Below are 24,396 nucleotides of genomic sequence, written 5' to 3'. Positions count from 1 at the left end.
ATTAATCTTTAAATAAATTTTATTCTGGTTTTAAGCAAACCGACGCTTTAATAAGGGCTGAATTGAGAGTAAAGCGACCGTTGCAAATCCGAATAAAACCAATAATGCACCTCCAAACGTGATGGTGGCAAAGGGAGCGTGCATCACTACACTATTGAGAGCCCAATTCTGATGTAAGTATAAATAACGAATGGGTTCAATGGCATAACTGAGGGGATTCAGGGAAGCTACAACTTGTAACCAAGTGGGCATAAAGGATAAAGGCGCGAGGGCGGTACTGGCAAATAAAAGCGGTAAATTCGTCACAAAGATCACCGCAATTAATTCAATATGACCGGGTAAAGCAAAAGCTAATCCTAAACTTAAACCCGTTACCCCTAGCACTAATAAAAGCACAATCAAAGTAATGATACTTAATCCCCCAATTCCAGGTAATCCTGCTCCTAAAAAGGCTCCGGCTGCCACAATCACCGACGTTTGAATTAAGCTCAAAGTGACGATATAAATTGCTGAAGCTAAAACAATAGAAAAGCGAGACACTAAAGGAGCCACTAATAACCGATTTAAAAACCCAAATTCTCGGTCAAACATCACAGGTAAACCTGCATTTAAAGCTCCTGCAAAGGCTGTAAAAACAATAACCCCAGCCCCTAAAAACTGAGCATAATTTAGGGTTTCTCCAAACAATCCTTTGGGGGCATTTTGAAATAAAGCACCAAACAAAATTAACCACATCAAAGGTTGAATAATCCCAGCAATTAAAGTAGAAGGACGACGTTGTAATTGAATAAACAACCGACGGGTTAAGGCTAGGGTTTCTTGCAGGAATTCTCCGACTAAATTCGGTTGTTGATTAGTCGTTTGATGGGAAGGTGATAATTTAACAGATGTTGTTGAACTGCTCATAGTGGTTAACGATTGAGGGTTGACTGTTCAGGGTCGGGAATTAAAAACCCAGTTTCTAGCGCATACTTTTCTTTTTCTCAGCTTTTAAATCTCGATTACTGGCTGCTGCAATTTCAGCATCAAGTAAAGTTCGACCGGTTGCTGCTAAATAAACATCATCTAAACTGGGCCGAGATTGGGCAATACCAAAGGTCGGTAAACCCGCATCTTTTAACGCCTGTTGAATCGTAAACAACGCATCACTTTGAGGTTGAACGACTAAATTTAAAGAATTGCCTTGAGCATTATTAATAATAATCTCTTGTACAAAAGCGAGAGATTGTAATAAGGCTTTGGCTTTTTCGGCTTCTTCCAACGGCGAAAATTCTCGAATTCTCAGGGTAATGCGATCGCCTCCAACTTGATCTTTTAACTCAGAGGGTGTACCCGTTGCAATCACCACACCTTGATCAATAATTGCCACTCGATCTGCTAAAGCATCCACCTCTTCTAAATAATGACTGGTGATTAAAACCGTTGTGCCATTTTCTCTTAATTGACGGAGGAAATTCCACACTGCGACCCGACTTTCAATATCTAAGCCAACGGTCGGTTCATCTAATACTAATAAATCCGGTTGATGCAGTAACCCGGACGCTAAATCCAAGCGTTTCCGAATTCCCCCAGAATAGGTTCCGGTTTTTTGATCAATCCAATCTTCTAATCCTAATAAATTCGTAACCTGATGAATTCGTTCTGCAATCAGAGCACGAGGGATATGATAAAGGGCGGCTTGTAATTGCAATAATTCCCGTCCAGTTAAGACTTTATCAAGGGCGACTTCCTGAGCGACATAACCTAAGCGTTGACGAGCTAATCTCGGTTGGTCTATCACAGAAATACCCGATATTTCTAAACGTCCAGCATCAGGAGTAATTAACGTACACAATGCACGCAGGGTTGTGGTTTTTCCGGCGCCATTGGGGCCAAGTAAACCAAAGATTTCCCCCGGTTGGACATCAAGAGACACATCTTTAACAGCCCGGATAGAGCCATAGGATTTTTGTAGATTTTGGATTACAACAGCAGCAATCATAATAGTACACGTTTAAATAAATTAAGGGTGTTGACGGGTACGGGCGGACTCTGGGAGAGCCTGGTTAATCAACAAAAATCTTGATAAACCTGCCCCAACGACGGTTGACGGTTGGCTGTTAACCGTTAACGGCTCAACTGCCTTCATACTTCTAAACAATTTCCTTTTTTGTATTGTATCTCTCTTTCCCTAGAGAATAGCTGGACTCAACAAACACCCCTCTAAATCAAGACTTGCCAATTTTTCATAAGCATGATTAATCAAGCGTTCTCCTCGTAATGCTCCTGTATTTGCACCCGGACAAATATACTGCAAGGTATCATAATTAAAGCGTTCCAATATGAATCGAATACTGTTTAGCTGTCGTGGCCAGTGAAAGGTTTTGGCGGTGCGGAGGGGTACAGGTTGACCTTGGAGATTGGGTAAGAGATGACGTCCGGTGAACAAAACCCCGGCCTGCCCCCTAAAATAAAGACAAGATGAACCAGGAGAATGTCCAGGTGTCCAAAAAACCGAACTTTGGGAACTCAGCCTTAACTCCGTCTCAAAGGTTGTTACCGTTGACTCCGGTAATAAATAAGCTTCTTGTTCTTGGATGACAATCTGACATCCCCATCTGTTTTGAATCTCTCGTGATGAACCTATTGCACCCCGATGGGTAATGAATAACCCTTGAACACCTCCCTGTTGCTCTAAAAATTGCTGATTTGTTTCATTCCAGGGCGGCGCATCGATCAAGATGTTCATCTGGTTCTCTACAATAAAATAGGCAGTTCCGCCCAAGGTGTCCCGGTTGGGTGGGAAAGCATAAATATTTTCCAGTACAAGCCGGGGAAGTTTGGGGACAGAACGCTCCTGGGACATATCGTTATTTTTTTTAGGTTCAATTTTTGATTTTAATCGAACTTGTTTATTGAATTAAAACGACAGATGATCATGTTATTTTGGTTACTGATTTTAGGGTTGATGACCTATTGGCTTCTACAACGGGGAGTTGCTCAAATTACTCGAACTCCCATTTGGTTGCTATGGTTGGTGATGATGACTCCGGCGTTCATTTGGGGAACCTGGATGTTTGCTTATGATCAAAAACCAATTCCCGCAGAATTAGTCATTATTCCTTTTATTGCTTGTCCCTGTTTATATTGGTTTTTAGTCCAATGGGGTCGTCTTCCGCCGCCTACATCATCAGACTCCGCTACCCCAACCGAACCTAGTCTTCCTGTGGAAAATCCCCCCTTACCTCGTCCTTTAGATCAACAAGAAGAAGACATTCTTCGCACTTGTTTTCCTTGGACTGTTTTTCCCCTGCATCATATTGAATATCGACTACAAGCTGTGATTTGTCGGGGTCAATTACGGTCTAATCCTGATGTAGCTTATCGAACGATTCGAGATAATATTAAAGCTAAATTTAGCGATCGCTTTTTAATTGCCTTTCAACAGGATCTCAAAGATAAACCCTTTTTTGCGTTGGTTCCTAACCCTTATCCAGAAAATACCGAAAATTTACTCAATCCTGATGTTTTAAACCGTCCAATTTTATGTTTAGCACTGATATTAATTACTTTGTTTACAACAACATTGGCAGGTGTGGAAATGGAGAATATTTCCCTAGATGCTTGGCAAGCAAATCCCCGTTTATTAGTATCTGGATTACCTTATAGTTTGTCCTTAATGGCAATTTTAGGAATTCATGAGTTAGCTCATTATTTAACCGCGATTCGGTATAAAATGAAAGCGACATTACCTTATTTTCTACCCATTCCATTTTGGTTAGGAACCTTGGGGGCGTTTATCCAAATGCGATCGCCGTTTCCCCACCGGAAAGCGTTATTTGATGTCAGTATTGCTGGGCCTTGGGCAGGATTTATCATCAGTTTACCGTTATTAATTTTAGGGTTAAATCAGTCAACGGTTGTTCCCTTTGATCCGAAAATTTCTGGATTTTTAAATTTTGAATCCTTGAATCCAAGTTTTTCGTTTTTATTAACAATATTGAGTAAATTAATATTAGGGGATGCCTTCACGTCTGAACAAGCGATTCATTTACATCCGATGGCGATCGCGGGATATTTAGGATTCATTGTCACAGCAATTAATTTAATACCAGTGGGACAATTAGATGGGGGTCATCTGGTTCATGCTATGTTTGGTCAAAAAACCAGTTTCGTGATGGGTCAATTCACTCGATTTTTTATCTTAATTTTAGCATTAATCCACAGTGAATTTATAGCCTTAGCTTTGTTATTATTCTTTTTTCCGTTACAAGATGAACCTGCCTTAAATGATGTCAGTGAATTGAATAATATTCGAGATATTATTGGGTTTGTCACCTTGGGGTTATTATTGTTGATTTTATTACCCATGCCTTCTGTTGTTGGTCAATGGTTGAATTATTAATCTTAAAATCCGGTTAAACCGCTTTTTTATTAAAGCGTCCAACCTGTCTTAAGGCATCTAAAAAGGTATAAACCGCCGGAGAATGGAGGGCATTTTTTAAGACCATTACACCGATGACTCGAATTAAGGGATCGGGTAATTGACAAACTTGAACGAGGGGGGGAACCGGACGTGCTGCTAAACCCGGAATAATTGAGACTCCTAAACCTTGAGCCACCATGCCTAAAATTGTTGAATCTTCTCGCACATGATAGGCAATATTTAAAGGAAAATTCGTTTTTTTTAAATATTTTAAAATCAACGAAGAACAACAACTGGTTGATGAGAGAATTAAGGGATAGGATACTAATTGTTCCCAGGTTAAACGGGAACTATTAATGTTATAATGGGGAGGAAGAATGGCGATATAATCATCTTTTAAAATTTCCCAAACTTCAAATTCGGGACTGGTGGGTAAATAAGTAAATCCAATATCCGCTTGTCCCGTGCGAACTGCGTGTTCCATTTCTGGGGTATCATCAAATTCTGTTAAACTCACCGTCACGTCTGGGAAATGGTTGCGAAATTGAGCAATCACAGAGGGTAAAATATGAGTCGAAACACTGCGAAACGAAACAATCCGAATATTGCCACCTTGTAATCCTTTTTCGCGGTTGGCTTCCTGAACCATTTGCGCTAAAATCTCTTGAATTTGACGCGCTTGACTGACCATCCTTTCTCCCAAAGGCGTTAAAACCGCTCCATATCGTCCCCGTTTGATCAAGATAACGCCTAATTCAGCTTCCAAGGTGGCGATCGCATGACTCACCGTAGACTGGGATAAATTCAGGTTCAATGCAGCTTCGCTGAAGTTTCCCGCCTCAGCAACGGCGACTAACGCTCGGAGTTGGGAGAGTTTCAAATTTTGGGGATTCATAGCCACAATACCCTATTTCCGTGACTGCTCTATCTATCGATTTTATCGATATTACCTATCGATGTTATCCGTTGATTTTTTATTGTAAGGGAAATAGAGTAAGTTTAACCGCTAAAAACTCTCAAATTCTTCTGTAATGAGGAGAGAAATTGTTATGAATAATCTCACCGTTTATTTAATTTTGGATTCCCTTAACTCCCTTCACCCGTCCACCTCAAAACCCGTTTTCTCATCCCGCCATTTTCTGACAAAAATTCAATCCACTTGGAATAAAATGATCGCGATGGTCACGGCGGGAAAAGAACCCAAAATTTGGTTATCCTCTGATGCTGAAGGCAAACGCTACTGGAATGCCTTTGATCCGCAAACCCATTGCTTTGTTGAACATTTATCAGAAGAGGAAATGCGAATTTGGATTGAAGAGCGATATCGTTTTTAAAGGGAATTTAGGTGTTTAGATACAGCACTTCTCAACCCTGTATAACGGATTTTACAACCCAAGAATGCGTTCTGCTAAACTGATCCTGGTTTTTCCTGCTGACCTTCAATAATTTTGGGGGACAATCGGGATCAGACGTCAAGACATCATCTCAAGTTAGAATCAAAAATGTTATTCTGATGACAATTACCTGACCCAAAGCGGGTAAACCTAGACATAGCTGAGTTATTGACCTCCATAAAGCGGATAAAAGGAAGAAAATTACAAAGTTGGGGATTCAACATCTTTACCGAAGACCCATAATCTGTAACTATATTCAGATTAAGCCTTGTGGGGATGATCCCCTTCTGGTAAAATCAGAAACAAAAGTTAGTATTAAATACTTAGCTTGCCTGAGTGCAAGGCCTTCTGTCAGTCGGGAGTCTGTTCACTACCATAAGTTGAGGTTTACTTTACCTTCAGATGAGGTCAGGACTCGACAATGCTGGCGTTGGTGATAGTTTTAATACTCAAAATTCAATGATTAAATTGTCAACAGTTTCTTTTAGGTTAGAGGAAGATGGGAAATAAGCCGGATCGCGTGGTTTTAATTGGCGTTGCTGGAGATTCCGGGTGCGGAAAATCAACATTTTTACGTCGAATAACAGACATCTTTGGAAAAGATTTTGTGACGGTTATCTGTTTAGATGACTATCATTGTTTAGATCGAAAGCAACGTAAAGAAACCGGAATTACGGCTCTAGATCCTAGAGCTAATAATTTTGATTTAATGTATGAGCAAATCAATGCTCTTAAAAATGGTGTCTCTATTGATAAACCCATTTATAACCACGAAACTGGCGAGATCGATCCCCCCGAACGGATTGATCCGAATCATATTATCGTGATTGAAGGGTTACATCCGTTATATGACGAACGGGTGCGAGCGCTGCTAGATTTTAGTGTTTATCTCGATATCAGCGACGAAGTTAAAATTTCGTGGAAAATTCAGCGTGACATGGCAGAACGCGGCCATCGTTATGAAGATGTTCTCGCCGCTATTAACGCCCGTCGTCCTGATTTTGAAGCTTATATTGACCCCCAAAAGAAATATGCTGATGTGGTGGTTCAAATTCTGCCCACAAATCTGATTGCTGAAGATAAAGAACACAAAATCCTGCGGGTGCGTCTGGTACAGAAAGAAGGGGTGGAAGGACTCGAACCCGCCTACTTATTTGATCAAGGATCGACAATTCATTGGACACCTTGCGGACGCAAACTCACCTGTTCTTATCCGGGTCTAAAAATGTATTATGGCCCTGATAACTACTACGGAAATGAAGTGTCTCTCCTCGAAGTCGATGGTCAATTCGATAACCTTGATGAAATGATCTACGTCGAAGGACACTTAAGCAACCTGTCTACAAAATACTATGGGGAAATGACCCATCTGCTCCGCGAACACCAAGAGTATCCCGGTTCCAATAATGGTAGCGGATTATTCCAGGTGTTAGTTGGCTTGAAAATGCGCGCAACTTACGAGCGCTTAGTTGGAGTTACTGAAAAAGTAGCAGCAACCGTCTAAGTTTTTGACGGTTAGCGATTCACTCAAACCAACATAACGCGGGATAAACTGATCTCGCGTTATTTTTTATCTTAATTTTAGATGAGAAAGCCCAGCGCTATAACATATTTATTAATCTCAAACAGAAAGTTTGTTTCTCAGATTTAGCTGTCTCCCCAGAAACCGGGTTTCTAAAGTTATCTTGATTGATAATAACTAATCTCAAACAGAAAGTTTGTTTCTAACATTTAGCTGTCTCCCCAGAAACCGGGTTTCTGAAGTGTTCTTGATTGATAATAACTAATCTCAAAGAGAAACCCGGTTTCTCAGATTTAGCTGTCTCCCCAGAAACCGGGTTTCTAAAGTTATCTTGATTAATAATAACTAATCTCAAAGAGAAACCCGGTTTCTCAGATTTAGCTGTCTCCCCAGAAACCGGGTTTCTAAAGTTATCTTGATTAATAATAACTAATCTCAAAGAGAAACCCGGTTTCTCAGATTTACCTGTCTCCCCAGAAACCGGGTTTCTAAAGTTATCTTGATTAATAATAACTAATCTCAAAGAGAAACCCGGTTTCTAACATTTAGCTGTCTCCCCAGAAACCGGGTTTCTAAAGTTATCTTGATTAATAATAACTAATCTTAAAGAGAAAGTGGGTTTCTAACATTTAGCTGTCTCCCCAGAAACCGGGTTTCTAAAGTTATCTTGATTAATAATAACTAATCTCAAAGAGAAACCCGGTTTCTCAGATTTACCTGTCTATTAATCCTAATTTTTGTAAAGCTACGTTAGCAGCTTGCTTTTCTGCTTCTTTTTTGTTTTTAGCTTTTCCATAACCATAAACACGACCATTGACTAGAACTTCCACACAAAACACTCTATTATGATCACTTCCAGATTCTTCAATAAGAATATATTCAGGATTTTGTCTGTGTTGAATGATTGCCCACTCTTGAAAACGATTTTTTGCATCCGGTAAAATTTTAGAAGAGTTAGGCTCAATTTTGATTGTTTCTAATTGTTCTAACATCGGTTTTAACCATTCCCAAACCGCCTCAATACCAGAATCTTTATAATAAGCTCCAATAACCGCTTCTAAGGTATTACTTAATAATGATGGGTTAGTTCGACCTCCAGTTAATTCTTCTCCTTTCCCTAATTTCATCCATTTTCCTAAATTCAAATCCTGGGCTACTATTGCTAACGCTTCATTACTAACAATTTTTTCTCGTTTCTGGGTCAATATTCCTTCTGCTTCACCTAAATATTTTTCATATACAAAATCTCCGGCTAAGAATTGTAAGACAGAATCTCCTAAAAATTCCAGTTGTTCGTTATCTCCTTCTGTTCTAGTTGGATTTTCAAACATATAACTCCGATGAGTTAATGCGCGGAATAATAATTTAGGATCTTGAAATGGAATGATATCTAAAAGTTCTTTCAATTCCTCTCTAATTTTCTGATCCCCTTGAGAAATATTAGATTGAGTTGAATGAGATTTTTCTTGAATCAGAAGTTTTAAGACAATTTGTTTGTGTACATCAACCTGCTTTTCCTGTTCAGCATCAATTTTAACCAGTAACCGATGGATACTATCTAACGCACGAAAAGTGTCATCTGCTGAAAAGCAAGTCGAGGAATTATTATGCGCCCATTTATTTCGGACTTCAATCAGTTCATTGACTAAACCTCTTTCGGGAGATAAGTATATTTTGAAAACTTTATCCCATCGTTGATTAATAACACTTAATAATACAGAAATATCTTGAAGAATTTCTTCATCGCTGCGATTAGAATTACTTTTATTCGAGATGCAAAGTTTCACCTGAGAAAACCAAGCATTGCCATAAATTGATCTCATTTTTTCTTCAATGTAAGGAGACAAGACTTGACTTAATAAAGTTAAGCATTGACCAATTCTTTCATTGTTGCTAAGTTTCATATTGACTTCATCCTTTTTCTCTAAACTGGATAACAACAAAAAAACCACACCTATCAGTGCTGGAAAACAGCTTGATACTATAGGGTGAGTTAGCTTAGACTTTAACTACAACTCGATAATATTCGATTTCTGAAAAACTGATATTTTTTGGCTATCCCCAAATTTGATAAACTGGGAAATGAGCGATCGCTATAATGATCATGATGGAAAGTCAACCGAGGGAGATTGAACGTTATGTTACTTCAGAGGGTGTATTTCAATTTAAAATTAATTATGGCCCTGGCTATAGGATTTATTTTGGACAAGTTGGGTTAACCCTAATTTTATTACTCTGTGGTGGAGATAAAAGCACTCAGCAAAAAGACATTAAAAAAGCAAAAGAATATTGGAGAGACTACAATGCAAGACGTTAAAATTCCCGTTAGTGATAGTTACCATAATTATTTAATTGAATCTCTGAAAGATCCAGAAGAAGCCGCAGCTTATCTTGAAGTTGCTTTAGAAGAAGGTAGCGATCAACCTCAATTATTAAAAAAAGTCATCAGCAATATTTTAGAGGCTCACAGTCAATTAAATTATAGTTATGATTCTAATCAAATTAATCGAGAAAAACTTGATCAAGCTGTGGCATTAATCAATTGTATTGCAATTTATAATTTTATGGAATTAGTCGATCTTTTAGGTTTTAAAATCTCAATTCAGGTGAAAGAACCAGAAACAGCAGGGAATGAAGAATAACCAAATAATGTATTAGTCTCAGAAACCCAGTTTCTGAATAAGTCTTGATAGGATGCAATTAATTTCAGTTAGAAACCCGGTTTATTCCGCATTTAAGTTAATCATTTGTTGACTTAAGATTTCATAGGGATATTGATTAAATGTGATGGGCATAGCCCATCCTACTTGGGGAGATGTTGTTTTAAGGCTTGTTTTAAATATATTCCCGTGTAAGATTTAATATTTTTAGCAATATCTTCCGGTGTTCCTTCAGCAATTAATTCTCCGCCTTTATCTCCTCCTTCTGGCCCTAAATCAATTACCCAATCTGCACACCGAATGACATCTAAATTATGTTCAATGACTAAAATAGAATTCCCTTTATCTACTAATCGTTGTAACACATTTAACAATTGATGCACATCATAAAACGATAAACCCGTTGTCGGTTCATCAATTAAATATAACGTTTTCCCCGTTGCGCGTTTAGATAATTCTGACGCTAATTTCACCCGTTGTGCTTCTCCTCCTGATAACGTGGGTGCAGGTTGTCCTAAGCAAATATATCCTAAACCGACATCGACTAACGTTTGTAAACGACTCGCCGCCCTGGGGATATTTTCAAACACTTCTAAAGCCGTTTCTACAGGCATATTTAACACATCTGCAATGGAATATCCTTTATATTTCACCTGTAATGTTTCTCGGTTATATCGCGCTCCTTTACACACTTCACACTGAACATAAACATCGGGTAAAAAGTTCATTTCAATAATATTAACTCCCTGTCCACTACAAGCTTCACAGCGTCCCCCTTTAACATTAAAGGAAAATTGTCCGGCTTTATAACCTCTAGCTTTGGCTTCAATAGTTGCTGTAAACACCTCTCGAATAATATCGAAAACTCCGGTATAAGTTGCAGGGTTAGATCTCGGAGTTCGACCAATAGGAGATTGATCAATGACAATCACTTTATCCAATGCGTCTAACCCTTCTATTGCTTTTAAATCTTTAGGAAAGGGAACTTTTCGAGTAAAATGATGTTGTAAAGCCGGATACAGTAATTCATTCATTAACGTTGATTTTCCTGAACCCGAAACCCCGGTAATACTCACCAATTTTCCTAATGGAATTTCAACGGTAATGTTTCTTAAATTATTGCGACTAGCGTTAACTAATTTAAGCCTTTTTCCATTCCCTATTCGGCGTTCTGCGGGAGTTTCAATTTTTTTCCGTCCTGAGAGATAAGCACCTGTTAAAGAGGGTTCTGATTTTAACAAGATCTCTAAATTTCCTTGCGCTACAATTTCACCGCCATGCACTCCCGCCCCTGGCCCAATATCTACTAAATAATCCGCCGCCCGAATGGTTTCTTCATCATGTTCAACTACAATTAAGGTATTACCTAAATCTCGTAATTTAATTAAGGTATTTAATAGTTTAGTATTATCCCGTTGATGTAACCCAATACTCGGTTCATCTAAGACATACAAAACCCCCGTTAAACCCGCTCCAATTTGAGTGGCTAATCGAATTCGTTGAGCTTCTCCTCCTGATAACGTTGATGCGGTTCGAGCTAAGGTTAAATAATCTAATCCCACATCGAGTAAAAATTGTAATCGCGCTTTGATTTCCCGCAAGACTAATTCCGCAATTTTCGCCTGTCTTTCTGTTAGGTTTAACTGATTAATTCGGTCTAAACAGTCTCGAATAGAAACTGCTGTTAATTGATGAATGTGATATTGTCCAACACGCACCGCTAACGCTTCCGGTTTTAATCGTTTTCCTAGACAAACTTCGCAAGGTTGATCAATTAAATATTGTTCTAATTTCTGCTTTTGTAATTCCGAAGCAGTTTCCTGATATTGACGTTGTAATAATGGAATTACCCCGATATAAGGACGATAATATCCTTTGTTTTCCGGGTAGCGAGAATCGGTTTCTATTAAAATCGGTTCTTCTGAACCATAGAGGAGAATGTGTTGCTGTTCTTGAGTTAATTGATGCCAAGGAGTGGTAATCTCAAAATTAAACGCCTGACCGACACTATGCAGAATTGATAAATAATAGGAATTATCTTTTTCTGACCAAGGAGTAATAGCGGTATAAACGGGTTGAGTTAAATCAGGAACAACTAACTCAGGCGCAAAGGTTCTCAAATGTCCTAAACCATGACAACTCGGACAAGCACCAAAGGGAGAATTAAAAGAAAATAACCGAGGGGAAAGTTCTTCCATCACCGCCCCATGTTCAGGACAAGCAAAATTCTCCGAAAAAACCAGTTGTGATGAAATAGATGAAGCTTCTAAATTTTCGGTTTCTACTTCGTAAGAATTATCGCTATTTTCAGCAACTTTTTTATCTCCAGATCTTGCAATTTTTGACTCAGTTGATATATACTTATTGTTAGCCCGCGACGCGGATACCTTGCCCGATGTATCATCTAATACCTCTATCACCGCAATTCCACTGGATTGCTTTAAACAGGTACTCAAAGAATCCGCTAGACGTTCCTCCAGTCCTGGCTTTTTAATTAAGCGGTCAATAACAATTTCAATGGTATGGGTATAATTTTTATCTAACTCGATGTTTTCGGACAGGTCAAAAATCTCAGAATTGACCCTGACGCGAACAAATCCTTGACTGGCTAAACTGGACAATAACTTGCGGTGTGTTCCCTTTTTCCCTCGGACTACGGGAGCAAGAATCATGAATTTAGTGCGGTCGGGAAGTTCCATAATGCGATCGCACATTTCATCAAGGGTTTGGGGTGCAATATTGCGATCACAAATCGGACAATGAGGTTCACCCGCACGACCAAACAGTAACCGCAAATAATCATAAATCTCCGTAACCGTCCCGACGGTAGACCGGGGGTTATGGGACGTTGATTTCTGGTCGATGGAAATAGCCGGACTCAACCCTTCAATGGCATCGACATCGGGTTTATCCAGTTGTCCCAAAAATTGCCGCGCATAAGCACTCAGTGATTCTACATAGCGACGTTGACCTTCGGCGAAAATCGTATCAAAGGCTAAGGAAGATTTACCCGAACCGGAAACCCCTGTAAATACAATTAAGCGATCGCGGGGTAATTCTAAATCAATATTTTTCAAATTATGTTGTTTCGCACCCCGAATGCGAATTCTGTTGGGGGTGTTGTTGGGATAGGGTAGGGGGTCAGAAAGTGATGTTGAGTTCACTGCATTTCAAGTCGTACAGTCCTTAATTATCTTAGCGTTATCCTCGATTTGTTGAAGATGAGAATGTTGGGTTGTGTTCAAGAATTGAAGTTTAGGTCAGGTTCATGTTATTATAAAATATGACAAATTTAGAATATATAAGGAATAATGCTAAGGCGTGACAGAAGAATGGAACATCGAGTTTTATATCGAGTCTGATGGTAGTGTACCCGTTCAATATTTTCTCCAAGATCCGTCTTTAACACCAGGGGAACTGAAGCAATTACAACTGCGACTAAAATTGTTGAGGAGTTATGGATTAAGATTATTAAGAGAAAGATCTGATATTTTAGATAAAATTGTCACCGAAACAAATTTGTATGAATTACGATTAGATAATACACCGAATAATCCGCGGATTTTTCTTTGTGCTTTTGTTGGAAGGCGTTTTGTCCTATTACATGGGTTTAAAAAGAAAAGTCGCAAAACACCTAAAGCAGAAATTAATATTGCGGTTAGACGACGCGATCGCATCATTCAACAACAGGAGGAAAATTAATGACAGAAACGAATACTCAAGATGTTCTCGCTTTCCTTGATAAAATTATTCCTGATACCCCAGAAATGCAACTCATCGAAAGACAGGAATTATTTAGATTAACCTTAACTCAAGTCATGGGAAATTTACGAAAAAACTTAGGGTTAACTCAAGCAGAATTAGCAGAAAAAATGGGAGTGACTCAAAGTTGGATTTCTAAGTTAGAAAGTGCCAATAATGATCATGCTTTTGAGTCGGTGTTAGCTTATTTAGATGCGTTAGGTGCAGATTTCGAGGTCACGATTTTACTCAAGGGTAAAAAAGTAGCGGTTATTCCTGCATTGTTGAGAATGACACCAGAAGAATTTGAAGCATCCCTATCAACAGTATTAGATATTTCTGAAGAGTTAGAAAATAATTATCAAGATATTACGGCGTTTAAACAGGATAAATTATCTGTAGGTTAAGTTAAATTAAGTTCAAATGAGTTGGCAATTTTAGCGACGGGTGCAACTCCCCAAGATATCGGAGATGTGATTTCTAGCATAGGTTAATTAACAATAACATATCGGGAGATTTTGATTATTATGTTCGTGAAAGCAATTAAAAGAGGCAAAATTATTGAGTTGTTAGAGGAAGTCGATTTTCCCGATAATCAAGAAATGTTAATAGAAATTAGAGAGGTTAATGATTTTTGGTCAGCATTACAAAATTTTAGACAAAGGGTAGACTTAGAGAGTATTGACGATGATACTTTGTGATTTTAGCACAACTCCCTTTATTCAATTATGATTTAAAAGCAGCACAATATCATGCACAAGAAAGATCAAGGTTATCTAAGGTGGGTAAAAGTCCCGCTTTTACTGATAATCAAATTGCTTCTATTGCGTTTACGAATAATTTAATTTTAGTCACTAATAATGTCTCTGATTTTAAAGACTTTGATGGATTGAAAATAGAAAATCGGTTTCATTCTCTTTAAAGGGAGGGTTTGACTATTGGAGTTCAATGGTGTGATCGCCTCTAGCGGCGCGTAGCCAATCACATGATTCAACAACAGGAGGGAAATTAATGAGAGATTAGACAATTCATAAAGTGTCATGTTATACTAGATTCAGCTATAGCAGTATGGTAAGTTAACAACAGTTAATTAAATGCAGAACAATCAAAAATAGGAGATCATTGTGATGTTCAGAAAAGTGTCAATGCTATTATTAGCTGGTTTAATTGCATTTTTAGGTATCGTGGTGAATGTCAAGCCTGTCTATGCCTCTCCATTAGATAATTTTACTAATGCAGGATCATCAGTGATCAATATAGTCGGTGAAGCCACTCAGCAAACCATTAACTCAGCTACAAGATGCTACCAAAATAGTCCAAATAATGCTATCGAAGAAATTAGTTGTAATGTGGCTAAAACCTTTGCAACAGGAGGTATGGTTGTCGGGAGTTGCTATCTCGTTGATGGAGCAGTCTCTATTGCTTTTCCCCCTGCTATCGCATTTGAAGCCGTGTGTGGCTACTTGGGTATGGGTCAAGGTATAAAAACCTTGAATAAAGGTTTACAAGTTATTCTCCCTTAAGTTTTATATCAACACTCATTAATCATTAAATTGATCGGCAATTTTGCCTTGTTCCCAGGTTCCTACCTGGGAATATTATATCAGAGGCTCCGCCTCTTATTTCAGGTGGCAGAGCCACCCTAATATCATTTCTAGGTAGAACCTAAAAACGAGGGAACGAGGGGAGTTTTAGGAGGCGATCGCTTTAATTTATTAAGATAATAGTTAATAAGGTATCCAGTCTAATTTGTCTAACCACTCCTCAGCTTCAGTGATTTCCCAAATTAATACTAAGGATTCTGCCCAAGTTCTAATTGTACCATTGGGACGTAACCAAACTAAGCCCCAAATATGACCTCCTTTTCCCCAATGATCCTGTAAATGTCCTCCCATACTATTGCGGTTATCTGTTACTAATAATCGTTGCGAGATTTCCAAATAATTCAGCAGTTCTGGATCAAGGGTTCCTAATGGGGGTGCTTCCGGTTCTCCAACTCGGATAATATCAATATCTGGATTAAAACGTTGTACCGCTAACCTCAATTTTGGCGGCAAATTTTCATCAAGGAGAAACCGAACTTTCATATTTTAATTTCTCCTGTTCTCTCTGTTGCTTAGTCGCTTGTAAACGTTGTCTTAAGGGTGAAGGATGAGTGATAAACTCTTGATAATGTTGTTCTCGCTGTTTCCCTAACCGCAATAGATAAGCATCCAACAGGGAACGATTTTGTAAATAATAGGTAATCACAGCATAAATTTTTTCAAGGTTGAGAGTGGGTAACTCTTGTAAAATTTGTTCTGGGGTGTATCCATCCAGATAGTATTTGATCACATCCTCAATACCAATGCGATGACCTTTGAGACGAATTTCATCAGGATGAATAAATTCTAAGTAATCTTCTAACTGCATAATTAAAACGATCTGTTATATTGTTCTTGAACAAATTGATCAAAATCTCGAAACCGTCCTTGTTCAAAATCCTCTAACCCTCGTTTAATTCCCTCAATCGCTTCTTCTGTATCATCCGCTTCCCATGTTAAGATTTGGTTGAGAAGTTCAGTCACAACAATATTAATATCCTGTCCTTGCTTGGTGGCTTTTTCTCGTAGTTTTGCTTCCAGTTCAGGAGTAAGTGTTACAACAATTGACATAAATGTTTTTTGAGCGTTGTTAACCTGTCAGGATATTATAGCAAGAAATTATAATCATTACTAAATTTACCCTGTTACCTCGTTCCCAGGCTCAATCCTGGGAATATATTATAGAGGCAATGATCCTGTAAATGTCCTCCCATACTATTACGGTTGTCTGTTACTAATAATCGTTGCGAGATTTCCAAATAATTCAGCAGTTCTGGATCAAGGGTTCCTAATGGGGGTGCTTCCGGTTCACCGACTCGGATGATATCAATATCTGAATTAAAACGTTGTACCGCCAACCTCAATTTTGGCGGCAAATTTTCATCAAGGAGAAACCGAACTTTCATGTTTTAATTTCTCCTGTTCTCTCTAATGCGGTTTATTCGGAGGGTAAAAACTGATCATCTAAAACCTGTTCAAGGGTAAAAGGTGGAAGTTCGGGAAACATTTCTAAGGGTAATCCAGTTTCATCAGCAGCATTCGCTCTGGCTAAAGTGTAACATTCTAAAAAAGTCTCTTGGGGATAGGATTTTAAGCTGGGACTTTCCTGAATTCGTTTGTGAATTCCCCACCGACTATTGCGAATTGAACTTCTCCAACTCCCACTTCGATGTCCGGGCTGATATTTCCATTTTAATAGATGCAATAATAGGACATTCAGATAGGATTCTATCGCTCGTTTTTGGCTTTTCCCCATTGATTCGATTTCTTCGACTAAGTTCGGAATATCCAATTCAGAAAAACGGCCTTCTGTTAGGAGGTAAGTCGTTTCGTTTAACCATTGGTAATAGTCTTTTTCGTAAAGATTAGGATTCATTGTTTAACTCACCAGTCTTTCAAAGGATATTTGAACATCAGGAAACGCTAAGGGGTTAATTATCCCTTGGCTAAAAATTTGTTGACTCAAATAATTGTTTTGTTCAGGGTTTCTAAATACAATTAATTGCTTCTGAGATAAATCTAAAACCCAATATTCAGGGATGAGAGCTTGAGCATAAATTGATAATTTTAATTCTAAATCTTTTTTTAAACTACTTTTAGCCACTTCAATTAACCAATAGATATCCTCAGCATAAGGATGATGATCTTTATAGGTTGACTTCGGCAGTCGAACAATGGCAATATCCGGTTCAGGTTCAGAGTTTGACAGGGTAATGGGGCCATTAAAACGAACATGAGCTTTACTCGCTAACAAGGTTTGTAAGTATTGTGTACCTTCCTCAGCCGTATAATAATGAATGGGGGTTTCGGGACTCATTTCAACGATTTCACCTGCTAATAGTTCGACATTGCGATCGCCCAAAATCCCAGCATCAATCATCTGGTGATAATCCTCTATAGACCATTTTGCTAACATCTTCATAACAGAATTACTTATTTTTGTTATAGAGTTGAGTTGTTTGTACATTAACATTTTTAAGATGATATTAATTTTAACCGCTAAAATCAAGAAATAAGTCTATAAAACCTTAACCTAACCCATGACCCTAACATCCTCAGTAGAATTTTTAGATGAATTTGACATTGTTGTGGTCGGTGCTGGACATTCAGGCTGTGAGGCGGCGCTGGCTTCCGCACGGTTGGGATGTCGTACCCTACTTTTAACCCTCAACCTGGATAAAATCGCTTGGCAACCCTGTAACCCGGCTGTTGGAGGCCCTGCTAAGTCCCAACTTGTCCATGAAATTGATGCTTTGGGCGGGGAAATTGGCAAAATGGCCGACCGTACCTATTTGCAAAAACGAGTGCTGAATATTTCTCGTGGCCCTGCGGTGTGGGCGTTACGCGCTCAAACCGATAAACGAGAATACGCCGCCGTGATGAAAAATATTGTAGAAAATCAGGATAATTTGACCGTCCGAGAAGGGATGGTAACGGATTTAATTTTAGGTAAAAATCAAGAAATTATTGGGGTTGAAACTTATTTTGGAGTTGCTTTTAAATGCCAAGCGGTAATTTTAACAACGGGTACATTTTTAGGGGGAATAATTTGGGTTGGGAATAAATCAATGGCGGCGGGACGGGCGGGAGAATTTGCGGCTATTGGGTTAACAGAAACTCTCAACCGTTTAGGCTTTGAAACCGGACGATTAAAAACCGGAACTCCGGCGCGAGTTGATAAACGGTCTGTAGATTATTCTAAGTTAGAACCGCAACCGGGAGATACAGAAGTGCGGTGGTTTAGTTTCGACCCAGACGTTCAAATTGAACGGGAACAAATGTGTTGTCATTTGACTCGAACGACTGCCGAAACCCATCGAATTATTCGAGAAAACTTGCATTTATCTCCGGTTTATGGCGGTTGGGTAGATTCAAAAGGCCCCCGTTATTGTCCAAGTATTGAAGATAAAATTGTTCGGTTTGCGGATAAAGAAAGTCATCAAATTTTTATTGAGCCGGAAGGTCGAGATATTCCTGAATTGTATATTCAAGGATTTTCGACGGGTTTACCAGAAACGTTGCAATTGCAAATGTTAAGAAGTCTTCCAGGGTTAGAAAATTGTGCAATGTTGCGTCCGGCTTATGCGGTGGAATACGATTATTTACCTGCAACTCAATGTTATCCAACGATGATGACGAAGAAAATTGAGGGGCTATTTTGTGCGGGACAAATTAATGGCACAACGGGCTATGAAGAAGCGGCAGCGCAAGGTTTTGTAGCCGGAATTAATGCGGTGAGATTTGTTAAACATCAACAGATGGTTGTATTTTCCCGTGAACAAAGTTATATCGGAACGTTAATTGATGATTTGTGTACAAAAGATTTACGAGAACCCTATCGAATGTTAACAAGTCGGTCTGAATATCGGTTATTATTACGGTCTGATAATGCCGATGAACGGTTAACGCCCTTGGGTCGAGAAATTGGGTTAATTGATGACCGTCGTTGGGAGTTATTTCAACGGAAGCAAGAGAATATTATTGCTGAAAAAGAGCGGTTATACTCAACTCGAATTAAGGAAAATGATCCGGTAGGAATTGCCATCGCCAATGACACCCAACAAAAAATTAAAGGGTCAATTACCTTAGCGGATTTATTGCGTCGTCCGGGATTCCATTACGTTGATTTAGAAAAGTATAATTTAGGCAATGTTAATTTGAATCAACTGGAGAAAGAAGGAACAGAAATCGAGATTAAATATTCAGGGTATCTGCAACGCCAACAAAACCAAATTGACCAAGTGAGTCGCCAGTCAAATCGTTCATTACCTGAAGATTTGGACTACATGAAAATTGAAACTTTATCTATGGAGGCACGAGAAAAGTTAATGAAAGTTAAACCGTTAACGGTGGGTCAAGCGTCGAGAATTGGGGGGGTTAATCCTGCTGATATTAATGCGTTATTGATATATTTAGAAGTGCGAAATCGTCAACATCAGGTGAGTCTTAATTCTTAAAGTTCACTGATTTTTGATAGTAAGTTTAAATCAGTTGTACATCAGTCTGAAAATCCAATTCAGGGGCGAGGCGCGCCTCGCCCCTACCCAAAACTTGGGTATTGTTTAGAATTAATAATTGGGCTGATTATGAGTATACAATTCATTTAGACTTGCTATACTCTAAGAAACTTCGAGAATAAAGACATTGATTTTTTTGACATCTTCTTGAGAAATGTTTTGACTATTTAATAATTTGGGCAATAACTCCAGTCGTTCTTCAAACGTTGCTTGAATTTGCGGATAACCCTGAAGTTGTTGGTCAACTGGTAAACTACGACTGGGTAACTGTTCTACTTGCTGATAAATCTCATCACTTAAGGCTTTTCCTTTGATTTTCCATAGGGTACAGAGATATAAACATCCGAGTAAATTTGTAGCAACTTGAGGTTTATTTTCAGATTTAACAAGTTGATTTAAAGCGAATTGAGCAGCTTTTTCAACGTCTTCAAATTGAGGTTTCCATTCTTCAGGTTGACCCGGACTCATTAATCGTCCTAACGCCCAAGCTGCTTTTTCACGCTGTCCAATATGGGGACTGGTTTTGATAACATGATGCAAAATATCCAGACTATTTTCTGTGGGTTTACCACATTTAGCTAAGGAATTGAGAAAGGATAAAGCTTGGGGTTGTTGTTGATAGCGTCGAAAAGCTATAATTAGATGTTGGTCAAATCCTCTCCACAGTAATTTTCCTGGGGTTTCTGCAATATCAGTAAATAAAGTATTAGAAAGTTGATGTAACCCGGTTTCAAATTTTTGTTTAATCCATCGTTGATATCGCGTTTCTAAACCCGATGCTAAACTGTCATCGGTGCTGATGGTTTCAAAAATTTCAGTTAATCCGCGAACCGCCATTAAGGTTTTAATCCCAGATGTGGATGTTTCTAAGATTTGACCCGATTCTAACCATCCTAATAAATGATGAATAATTTCTTGGCGATTTTCGCAGGTTTTTGTTCTGATTCTTAACTCCCTAAATCGGTCTTGAAAGTGACCATTATTCCAGTTATTATTCAGGCTTTTTGCTAACGCCTCCCACTCAGGAAATTTAACTCGAATCCCTGGAATAATAGCTTGTCCGGCTCGTTTTCGGTCAATAGTGGGGATTGTAATTTCTGCTTCAGAAAAACTAGAGGTCGAAGGACAAGTCTCCTTAGTTTTTTCTTTGTTAGGGATTGAAACAATTTCCGAATCAACAGCTAATTTAAAACGCCCCCCTGATTCTGAAATTAAAGTTAATAATAATCGTTCATCAAAGGTATACTCAATTTCCATATCCAGTAAACAGCCCGGAGATAGATTAGCTTGTTTAATCTCTTCAAAATTAACTTGACGTTGGCGTTGTAATTTCGTATTAACATTGGGTTTATTTCCCATTCCAACCCAAATATTAAACCCTAGATAACCGCTTTCTTGATTGGGAAGTTTAAACCCTTTAAATATTGTTTTATAGGGATATTTTTGCCCTTGCTTAATTAATAAACGCAAGTTATGTTCGCCTTTATCGGAGACTTCTAAATGAATATTGGTAGGATTAATGCGATCAACGGATTTTAAAGCTCCTGCGGCATAAAGGGCGGCTCCCCGTGCGACGGCTACATCCGGTTGATTTTCTTCTAAAAGGGGAACTTTACCAAAGAGTTTCCCTAAGCGTTCTCGAATGGGTGGAAAATAAGTCATCCCTCCATTTAATAAAATAAAATCAATGGGGGGAATCTCACCTAAATTTTGTTTTGCTTTGAGCAAAACTTCTAATATCGGAACCACAAACGTATTGAATCGATCCGTAAACGGAGATTCATTAAACGCTGTTTCAGGATTGAGGGTTTCCAGAAGATCCAAACTCAGATCTTCACAGAGTAAAGGAGATAAAATCTCCTGCATTTTCTTACTACTAATATAGTAAAGAATGGGGCAGTCCCCATTTAAAAATCCCCCTTGGAAAGAATACTGAAAATTTTGCTTTTGACTGGAATAAGTGTACTCACTTCCCCAGGTTTTCTTAAATTTTTCTGCATAAACTTCCAGTTCATACCGGAGTTTTTTTCGTTCGCCTTCGGGCAAGTTTTTAACATTAGGAGCATTTTGCAGAATATAATCTGCAATTAATTGATCAACAATATCACCTCCGACACGGGTACGGGAACCAATAGCAAGATCCTGAATAATAAATTCAGCCTTGCTTTGATTCCATTGAATATTATGTAAGGTAATATCGAGGGTGCCTCCTCCCAAATCATAAACCAAGATATTGCAAGGTTGATTCAAATCAAAAACTTGATGAATTTCTCCTTTTTGAATGCGATAAAGAAAGTCATATAATGCCGCTTGAGGTTCAGCTAAAAGTACAATTTCTCCTTCTTCCCATCCCGCTAACATAGCAGCTTTTCGAGTAGCTTCAATCGCATCAGATTCATAGGAAGCCGGATGAGTAATGACAACTCCCTGTATTTCGTTATATCGCCTGGTTAATTCATTTCGACAGTGTAATAGGATTTTAGAAGCCGCTTCTTCTGGTAAAATATTTCCTGAACTGAGTTGATAAGTAAAGGATTTATTATCGATAGAAACACCCATATTATGTTTCCAAGATAAAATCGTTTTATCTGAAAAGGCATAATATTGTGTTTTAATATGTTGCCCTACTTCAGCTTCTGTTTTAGAATTAAATCGGATATGGGAAGGAATCATGGATTGATTGAATAGTGATCCTTGTTCATTTTTAATCGGGATTGAAAGTTCTGTAGCTGTCCATTGTTGAGTCACTAAATTCAAATTTGCTCTGGCAATGACGGTATTAGTTGTTCCTAGATCAATTCCCATATAAATAGGTTGTATAATTCCCTGTAACAATCTGACATGATCGGCAGTTTCTCGCAATTGATTCCCGATTTGATTACCAATAACAAGGGTTTTTATGCCTTTTAATTTTAAGTCTCTAAATAATCGTGCATAACCATTATCATTACTGACAATTGCAATCAGTTTAATATTAGATTTCGGATTTTCAATCAGTTCACGGGTGGTCTGAATAATTAAATGATCGACTTCTTGGGGAACAGTCGCCAGTCCAGGGGTTAATTCAAATCGATACTTAAATTCACGAAAAGCATTGCCATAGGCGGTTAAAACCGCAGGAGTATTACAAAAGGCACGGCGTTCAATTAAGGTTCCATACTCAGCACATAACGTTTCAATTTCCGATAATTGAGGTTTGATATTATCTAAATCTAATAAAACAGCAATATTGTTCATAATTCACCTTAATAATGGGGTAAAACAGTGGATAATTTCAGTTAATTTTTCTCAAGTCTGATGCCTTGAAAACTACAGGAATTATTCATTTATTCCTGGGGTTGAGAACTTTCTTTCACTTGTGCTGGGGTAATAATTTCTGAACCGACTTGCCAACCATAACGAACACAGGAAACGGTTTTTTCATCTTCTGGAGTGGCAAAGGTGGAACCTTCAATATAAGAATATTGGTTCAAATCTTCTCCTCGTAACCGAAAGATTTGATGGAGATCTTCAGGAAAAGAGGTAATATTTAGAGATCGCAAGGCTTCTAAGATAGACCCTAAGATGATTAAAATTCTCAAATCATCATTGCTTAAAGTTTCTCCTTGTTCAGCGCGTTTATTCAAGCGTTGATACAGGTCAACAATTTGGTCTAAAATAGGCTGAGGTCGATGTTGTAAGGTTCGAGTCAGTTGACAGACGGCATCTTGAAAAGCTTGTGCTTCAATGGCTTGAATTTCTGCTTTTAAGTCTGCATTTTCTTGTTTTAAATAGTCAATTTCACGACAAAGATTGACTTTTGTTTCTTCCAGTTCCCGAACTAAGTCTTGAGCCGCTTGGTCTTTAATCGCGGTATAGGTAATTTTGAATTTTTTTTGAAGTTGGAAACAAAAATCCTTTAAAAATTCCGAAGATCCCCACTCTAAAAGGGTTTTATATCCTTCTGAATAATTCAGTAATAAAGATTGAAATAAAGGGTCTAATTGCTGTGGCAGTTGTTCAAGGAAATAAAACGTTCTTTCGGGAGAATTATTCAGATCTTTGAGGTTATCAGAAAATTCACTAATTTTCAATAAATCTCGATTATCTGATGTTAGTAAAGCATATTCAGCTAACTCAATAAAGGTTTGAATGTTCTGTTTTAATTTTTGTTGGCATTCCAGGGGAGAATCACTATATCGTTTAGATAATCTAAAAAAGAAGCGATCTGCTATTTTCTTTTCTCGGTGTTCAAAAGAACGAAAATTTTGTTTAATGAGTTCATCCCAATGATTGAATGTGGTGCTACTGAGAATTTCTACACATTTTTTCTGAGTGGGTGCAAGATTTTTTTGTTCTTGTTGATACTCTTCGTTGCGAGGAATAAAATTTTTGTAAGATTCATTGCAAAATTCAGCCAGTTGATACCAAGGAGAGGTGGTTAACACCGGGTCAGATAAATCTAACTGAACGAGGGAGGGAGAAGGACGTTGAGCACGGGCTAAAGCGGGTTTAATGGGTTTACTGGGTTCAAAGTCGCGGGTCATGGGTTGAAACTGTTAAGAACTATAGAGTTATAGGCAGTTCCCCCAAGG

The 24,396-nt window shown here is 38.4% G+C and carries 25 protein-coding genes; 11 read left to right on the top strand and 14 right to left on the bottom strand.

All coding sequences use genetic code 11. The annotated features are described in order from the left end of the window. Positions 1 to 30: 30 nt before the first annotated feature. From IQ236_RS03435 to IQ236_RS03425, 3 genes are all read right to left on the bottom strand, one after another. Complete coding sequence (locus tag IQ236_RS03435) at positions 31 to 906, bottom strand: ABC transporter permease (RefSeq protein ID WP_193867964.1); 876 nt, start codon at positions 904 to 906, stop codon at positions 31 to 33. 55 nt (positions 907 to 961) lie between these two features. Next, positions 962 to 1,981 (bottom strand): ABC transporter ATP-binding protein, encoded by a 1,020-nt coding sequence (locus tag IQ236_RS03430; protein WP_193867963.1) that lies wholly within the window; start codon positions 1,979 to 1,981, stop codon positions 962 to 964. A 189-nt stretch (positions 1,982 to 2,170) separates the two neighbouring features. Next, positions 2,171 to 2,845 (bottom strand): MBL fold metallo-hydrolase, encoded by a 675-nt coding sequence (locus tag IQ236_RS03425; protein ID WP_193867962.1) that lies wholly within the window; start codon positions 2,843 to 2,845, stop codon positions 2,171 to 2,173. Positions 2,846 to 2,911: 66 nt separating this feature from the next. On the opposite strand from IQ236_RS03425, the gene IQ236_RS03420 reads away from it, so the two are divergent. Continuing rightward, positions 2,912 to 4,384: a site-2 protease family protein gene (locus IQ236_RS03420; RefSeq protein ID WP_193867961.1), complete on the top strand. Its 1,473-nt coding sequence runs from the start codon at positions 2,912 to 2,914 to the stop codon at positions 4,382 to 4,384. Between the two features lie 13 nt (positions 4,385 to 4,397). Here IQ236_RS03420 and IQ236_RS03415 read toward each other — a convergent pair whose 3' ends face one another. Beyond that, positions 4,398 to 5,300 (bottom strand): LysR family transcriptional regulator, encoded by a 903-nt coding sequence (locus IQ236_RS03415; RefSeq protein WP_193867960.1) that lies wholly within the window; start codon positions 5,298 to 5,300, stop codon positions 4,398 to 4,400. 154 nt (positions 5,301 to 5,454) lie between these two features. Between IQ236_RS03415 and IQ236_RS03410 the strand changes: the two genes are divergently transcribed. Together IQ236_RS03410 and IQ236_RS03405 are read left to right on the top strand one after the other, a co-directional pair. Then, positions 5,455 to 5,739 carry a hypothetical protein gene (locus IQ236_RS03410; RefSeq protein WP_193867959.1) on the top strand — a complete coding sequence of 95 codons (285 nt, stop codon included), beginning with the start codon at positions 5,455 to 5,457 and terminating at the stop codon, positions 5,737 to 5,739. A 559-nt stretch (positions 5,740 to 6,298) separates the two neighbouring features. Beyond that, entirely contained in the window at positions 6,299 to 7,303 is a 1,005-nt protein-coding gene (locus IQ236_RS03405; RefSeq protein ID WP_193867958.1) for a phosphoribulokinase, read from the top strand. Positions 7,304 to 8,034: 731 nt separating this feature from the next. On the opposite strand, the gene rnc is transcribed toward IQ236_RS03405, so the two are convergent. Continuing rightward, complete coding sequence (gene rnc / locus IQ236_RS03400) at positions 8,035 to 9,225, bottom strand: ribonuclease III (protein WP_193867957.1); 1,191 nt, start codon at positions 9,223 to 9,225, stop codon at positions 8,035 to 8,037. Positions 9,226 to 9,419: 194 nt separating this feature from the next. On the opposite strand from rnc, the gene IQ236_RS03395 reads away from it, so the two are divergent. Both IQ236_RS03395 and IQ236_RS03390 read left to right on the top strand, forming a co-directional pair. After that, positions 9,420 to 9,638 (top strand): type II toxin-antitoxin system RelE/ParE family toxin, encoded by a 219-nt coding sequence (locus IQ236_RS03395; protein WP_407676135.1) that lies wholly within the window; start codon positions 9,420 to 9,422, stop codon positions 9,636 to 9,638. Then, on the top strand, positions 9,625 to 9,963 hold the full coding sequence (locus IQ236_RS03390) for a helix-turn-helix domain-containing transcriptional regulator (protein WP_193867956.1): 339 nt from the start codon (positions 9,625 to 9,627) through the stop codon (positions 9,961 to 9,963). Before IQ236_RS03395 ends, IQ236_RS03390 begins: the two co-directional genes overlap by 14 nt. A 161-nt stretch (positions 9,964 to 10,124) precedes the next feature. Here IQ236_RS03390 and uvrA read toward each other — a convergent pair whose 3' ends face one another. Beyond that, positions 10,125 to 13,145: an excinuclease ABC subunit UvrA gene (gene uvrA / locus IQ236_RS03385; RefSeq protein ID WP_193867955.1), complete on the bottom strand. Its 3,021-nt coding sequence runs from the start codon at positions 13,143 to 13,145 to the stop codon at positions 10,125 to 10,127. 157 nt (positions 13,146 to 13,302) lie between these two features. Between uvrA and IQ236_RS03380 the strand changes: the two genes are divergently transcribed. From IQ236_RS03380 to IQ236_RS03360, 5 genes are all read left to right on the top strand, one after another. Further along, positions 13,303 to 13,683: a type II toxin-antitoxin system RelE/ParE family toxin gene (locus IQ236_RS03380; RefSeq protein ID WP_193867954.1), complete on the top strand. Its 381-nt coding sequence runs from the start codon at positions 13,303 to 13,305 to the stop codon at positions 13,681 to 13,683. Continuing rightward, entirely contained in the window at positions 13,683 to 14,129 is a 447-nt protein-coding gene (locus IQ236_RS03375) for a helix-turn-helix domain-containing protein (RefSeq protein WP_193867953.1), read from the top strand. The genes IQ236_RS03380 and IQ236_RS03375 overlap by 1 nt, the downstream gene beginning before the upstream one ends. A gap of 120 nt (positions 14,130 to 14,249) precedes the next feature. After that, positions 14,250 to 14,423 (top strand): hypothetical protein, encoded by a 174-nt coding sequence (locus tag IQ236_RS03370; RefSeq protein ID WP_193867952.1) that lies wholly within the window; start codon positions 14,250 to 14,252, stop codon positions 14,421 to 14,423. Next, positions 14,420 to 14,644, top strand: a complete 225-nt coding sequence (locus IQ236_RS28145; protein ID WP_322744074.1) for a PIN domain-containing protein — start codon at positions 14,420 to 14,422, stop codon at positions 14,642 to 14,644. The genes IQ236_RS03370 and IQ236_RS28145 overlap by 4 nt, the downstream gene beginning before the upstream one ends. Before the next feature lie 205 nt (positions 14,645 to 14,849). Beyond that, positions 14,850 to 15,245, top strand: coding sequence for a hypothetical protein (locus tag IQ236_RS03360; protein WP_193867951.1), 396 nt, complete (start codon positions 14,850 to 14,852; stop codon positions 15,243 to 15,245). Positions 15,246 to 15,449: 204 nt separating this feature from the next. Here the strand turns inward: IQ236_RS03360 and IQ236_RS03355 are convergent, their stop codons facing one another. From IQ236_RS03355 to IQ236_RS03330, 6 genes are all read right to left on the bottom strand, one after another. After that, positions 15,450 to 15,809, bottom strand: coding sequence for a DUF5615 family PIN-like protein (locus tag IQ236_RS03355; RefSeq protein WP_193867950.1), 360 nt, complete (start codon positions 15,807 to 15,809; stop codon positions 15,450 to 15,452). Continuing rightward, the gene (locus IQ236_RS03350) at positions 15,787 to 16,134 is read right to left on the bottom strand and encodes a DUF433 domain-containing protein (RefSeq protein WP_193867949.1); all 348 of its coding nucleotides are present in this window, start codon (positions 16,132 to 16,134) and stop codon (positions 15,787 to 15,789) included. The genes IQ236_RS03355 and IQ236_RS03350 overlap by 23 nt, the downstream gene beginning before the upstream one ends. Positions 16,135 to 16,136: 2 nt before the next feature. Further along, positions 16,137 to 16,376 (bottom strand): hypothetical protein, encoded by a 240-nt coding sequence (locus tag IQ236_RS03345; RefSeq protein ID WP_193867948.1) that lies wholly within the window; start codon positions 16,374 to 16,376, stop codon positions 16,137 to 16,139. A 74-nt stretch (positions 16,377 to 16,450) separates the two neighbouring features. Next, complete coding sequence (locus IQ236_RS03340; RefSeq protein WP_193867947.1) at positions 16,451 to 16,711, bottom strand: DUF5615 family PIN-like protein; 261 nt, start codon at positions 16,709 to 16,711, stop codon at positions 16,451 to 16,453. Positions 16,712 to 16,743: 32 nt separating this feature from the next. Beyond that, positions 16,744 to 17,181 carry a DUF29 domain-containing protein gene (locus IQ236_RS03335; protein WP_193867946.1) on the bottom strand — a complete coding sequence of 146 codons (438 nt, stop codon included), beginning with the start codon at positions 17,179 to 17,181 and terminating at the stop codon, positions 16,744 to 16,746. 3 nt (positions 17,182 to 17,184) lie between these two features. Further along, on the bottom strand, positions 17,185 to 17,727 hold the full coding sequence (locus IQ236_RS03330; RefSeq protein ID WP_193867945.1) for a Uma2 family endonuclease: 543 nt from the start codon (positions 17,725 to 17,727) through the stop codon (positions 17,185 to 17,187). Positions 17,728 to 17,845: 118 nt separating this feature from the next. Here IQ236_RS03330 and mnmG point away from each other — a divergent pair, with 118 nt between their 5' ends. After that, positions 17,846 to 19,762: a tRNA uridine-5-carboxymethylaminomethyl(34) synthesis enzyme MnmG gene (mnmG, locus tag IQ236_RS03325; RefSeq protein ID WP_193867944.1), complete on the top strand. Its 1,917-nt coding sequence runs from the start codon at positions 17,846 to 17,848 to the stop codon at positions 19,760 to 19,762. Between the two features lie 162 nt (positions 19,763 to 19,924). Here mnmG and IQ236_RS03320 read toward each other — a convergent pair whose 3' ends face one another. Both IQ236_RS03320 and IQ236_RS03315 read right to left on the bottom strand, forming a co-directional pair. Continuing rightward, positions 19,925 to 23,059, bottom strand: a complete 3,135-nt coding sequence (locus IQ236_RS03320) for an Hsp70 family protein (RefSeq protein WP_193867943.1) — start codon at positions 23,057 to 23,059, stop codon at positions 19,925 to 19,927. Between the two features lie 89 nt (positions 23,060 to 23,148). Next, positions 23,149 to 24,348 (bottom strand): hypothetical protein, encoded by a 1,200-nt coding sequence (locus IQ236_RS03315; RefSeq protein ID WP_193867942.1) that lies wholly within the window; start codon positions 24,346 to 24,348, stop codon positions 23,149 to 23,151. Positions 24,349 to 24,396: the final 48 nt, after the last annotated feature.

It is taken from the genome of Planktothrix mougeotii LEGE 06226 (assembly GCF_015207485.1).
Classification (GTDB): Bacteria; Cyanobacteriota; Cyanobacteriia; order Cyanobacteriales; family Microcoleaceae; genus Planktothrix.
Note: the sequence above shows the minus strand (reverse complement) of the source record. Positions and strands in the feature narration are given on the sequence as shown.

What these genes read in the sequence shown, in the direction of transcription:
- IQ236_RS03435 (WP_193867964.1), bottom strand. Translation starts at nt 906, where the DNA reads ATGAGCAGTTCAACAACATCTGTTAAATTATCACCTTCCCATCAAACG.
- IQ236_RS03345 (WP_193867948.1), bottom strand. Translation starts at nt 16,376, where the DNA reads ATGTCAATTGTTGTAACACTTACTCCTGAACTGGAAGCAAAACTACGA.
- IQ236_RS03330 (WP_193867945.1), bottom strand. Translation starts at nt 17,727, where the DNA reads ATGAAGATGTTAGCAAAATGGTCTATAGAGGATTATCACCAGATGATT.
- IQ236_RS03395 (WP_407676135.1), top strand. Translation starts at nt 9,420, where the DNA reads ATGATCATGATGGAAAGTCAACCGAGGGAGATTGAACGTTATGTTACT.
- IQ236_RS03355 (WP_193867950.1), bottom strand. Translation starts at nt 15,809, where the DNA reads ATGAAAGTTCGGTTTCTCCTTGATGAAAATTTGCCGCCAAAATTGAGG.
- IQ236_RS03405 (WP_193867958.1), top strand. Translation starts at nt 6,299, where the DNA reads ATGGGAAATAAGCCGGATCGCGTGGTTTTAATTGGCGTTGCTGGAGAT.
- IQ236_RS03410 (WP_193867959.1), top strand. Translation starts at nt 5,455, where the DNA reads ATGAATAATCTCACCGTTTATTTAATTTTGGATTCCCTTAACTCCCTT.
- IQ236_RS03430 (WP_193867963.1), bottom strand. Translation starts at nt 1,981, where the DNA reads ATGATTGCTGCTGTTGTAATCCAAAATCTACAAAAATCCTATGGCTCT.
- IQ236_RS03360 (WP_193867951.1), top strand. Translation starts at nt 14,850, where the DNA reads ATGTTCAGAAAAGTGTCAATGCTATTATTAGCTGGTTTAATTGCATTT.
- IQ236_RS03420 (WP_193867961.1), top strand. Translation starts at nt 2,912, where the DNA reads ATGATCATGTTATTTTGGTTACTGATTTTAGGGTTGATGACCTATTGG.
- IQ236_RS03320 (WP_193867943.1), bottom strand. Translation starts at nt 23,059, where the DNA reads ATGAACAATATTGCTGTTTTATTAGATTTAGATAATATCAAACCTCAA.
- IQ236_RS03390 (WP_193867956.1), top strand. Translation starts at nt 9,625, where the DNA reads ATGCAAGACGTTAAAATTCCCGTTAGTGATAGTTACCATAATTATTTA.
- rnc (WP_193867957.1), bottom strand. Translation starts at nt 9,225, where the DNA reads ATGAAACTTAGCAACAATGAAAGAATTGGTCAATGCTTAACTTTATTA.
- IQ236_RS03340 (WP_193867947.1), bottom strand. Translation starts at nt 16,711, where the DNA reads ATGAAAGTTCGGTTTCTCCTTGATGAAAATTTGCCGCCAAAATTGAGG.
- IQ236_RS03425 (WP_193867962.1), bottom strand. Translation starts at nt 2,845, where the DNA reads ATGTCCCAGGAGCGTTCTGTCCCCAAACTTCCCCGGCTTGTACTGGAA.
- IQ236_RS03315 (WP_193867942.1), bottom strand. Translation starts at nt 24,348, where the DNA reads ATGACCCGCGACTTTGAACCCAGTAAACCCATTAAACCCGCTTTAGCC.
- IQ236_RS03350 (WP_193867949.1), bottom strand. Translation starts at nt 16,134, where the DNA reads ATGCAGTTAGAAGATTACTTAGAATTTATTCATCCTGATGAAATTCGT.
- IQ236_RS03335 (WP_193867946.1), bottom strand. Translation starts at nt 17,181, where the DNA reads ATGAATCCTAATCTTTACGAAAAAGACTATTACCAATGGTTAAACGAA.
- IQ236_RS03415 (WP_193867960.1), bottom strand. Translation starts at nt 5,300, where the DNA reads ATGAATCCCCAAAATTTGAAACTCTCCCAACTCCGAGCGTTAGTCGCC.
- IQ236_RS03375 (WP_193867953.1), top strand. Translation starts at nt 13,683, where the DNA reads ATGACAGAAACGAATACTCAAGATGTTCTCGCTTTCCTTGATAAAATT.
- mnmG (WP_193867944.1), top strand. Translation starts at nt 17,846, where the DNA reads ATGACCCTAACATCCTCAGTAGAATTTTTAGATGAATTTGACATTGTT.
- IQ236_RS03370 (WP_193867952.1), top strand. Translation starts at nt 14,250, where the DNA reads ATGTTCGTGAAAGCAATTAAAAGAGGCAAAATTATTGAGTTGTTAGAG.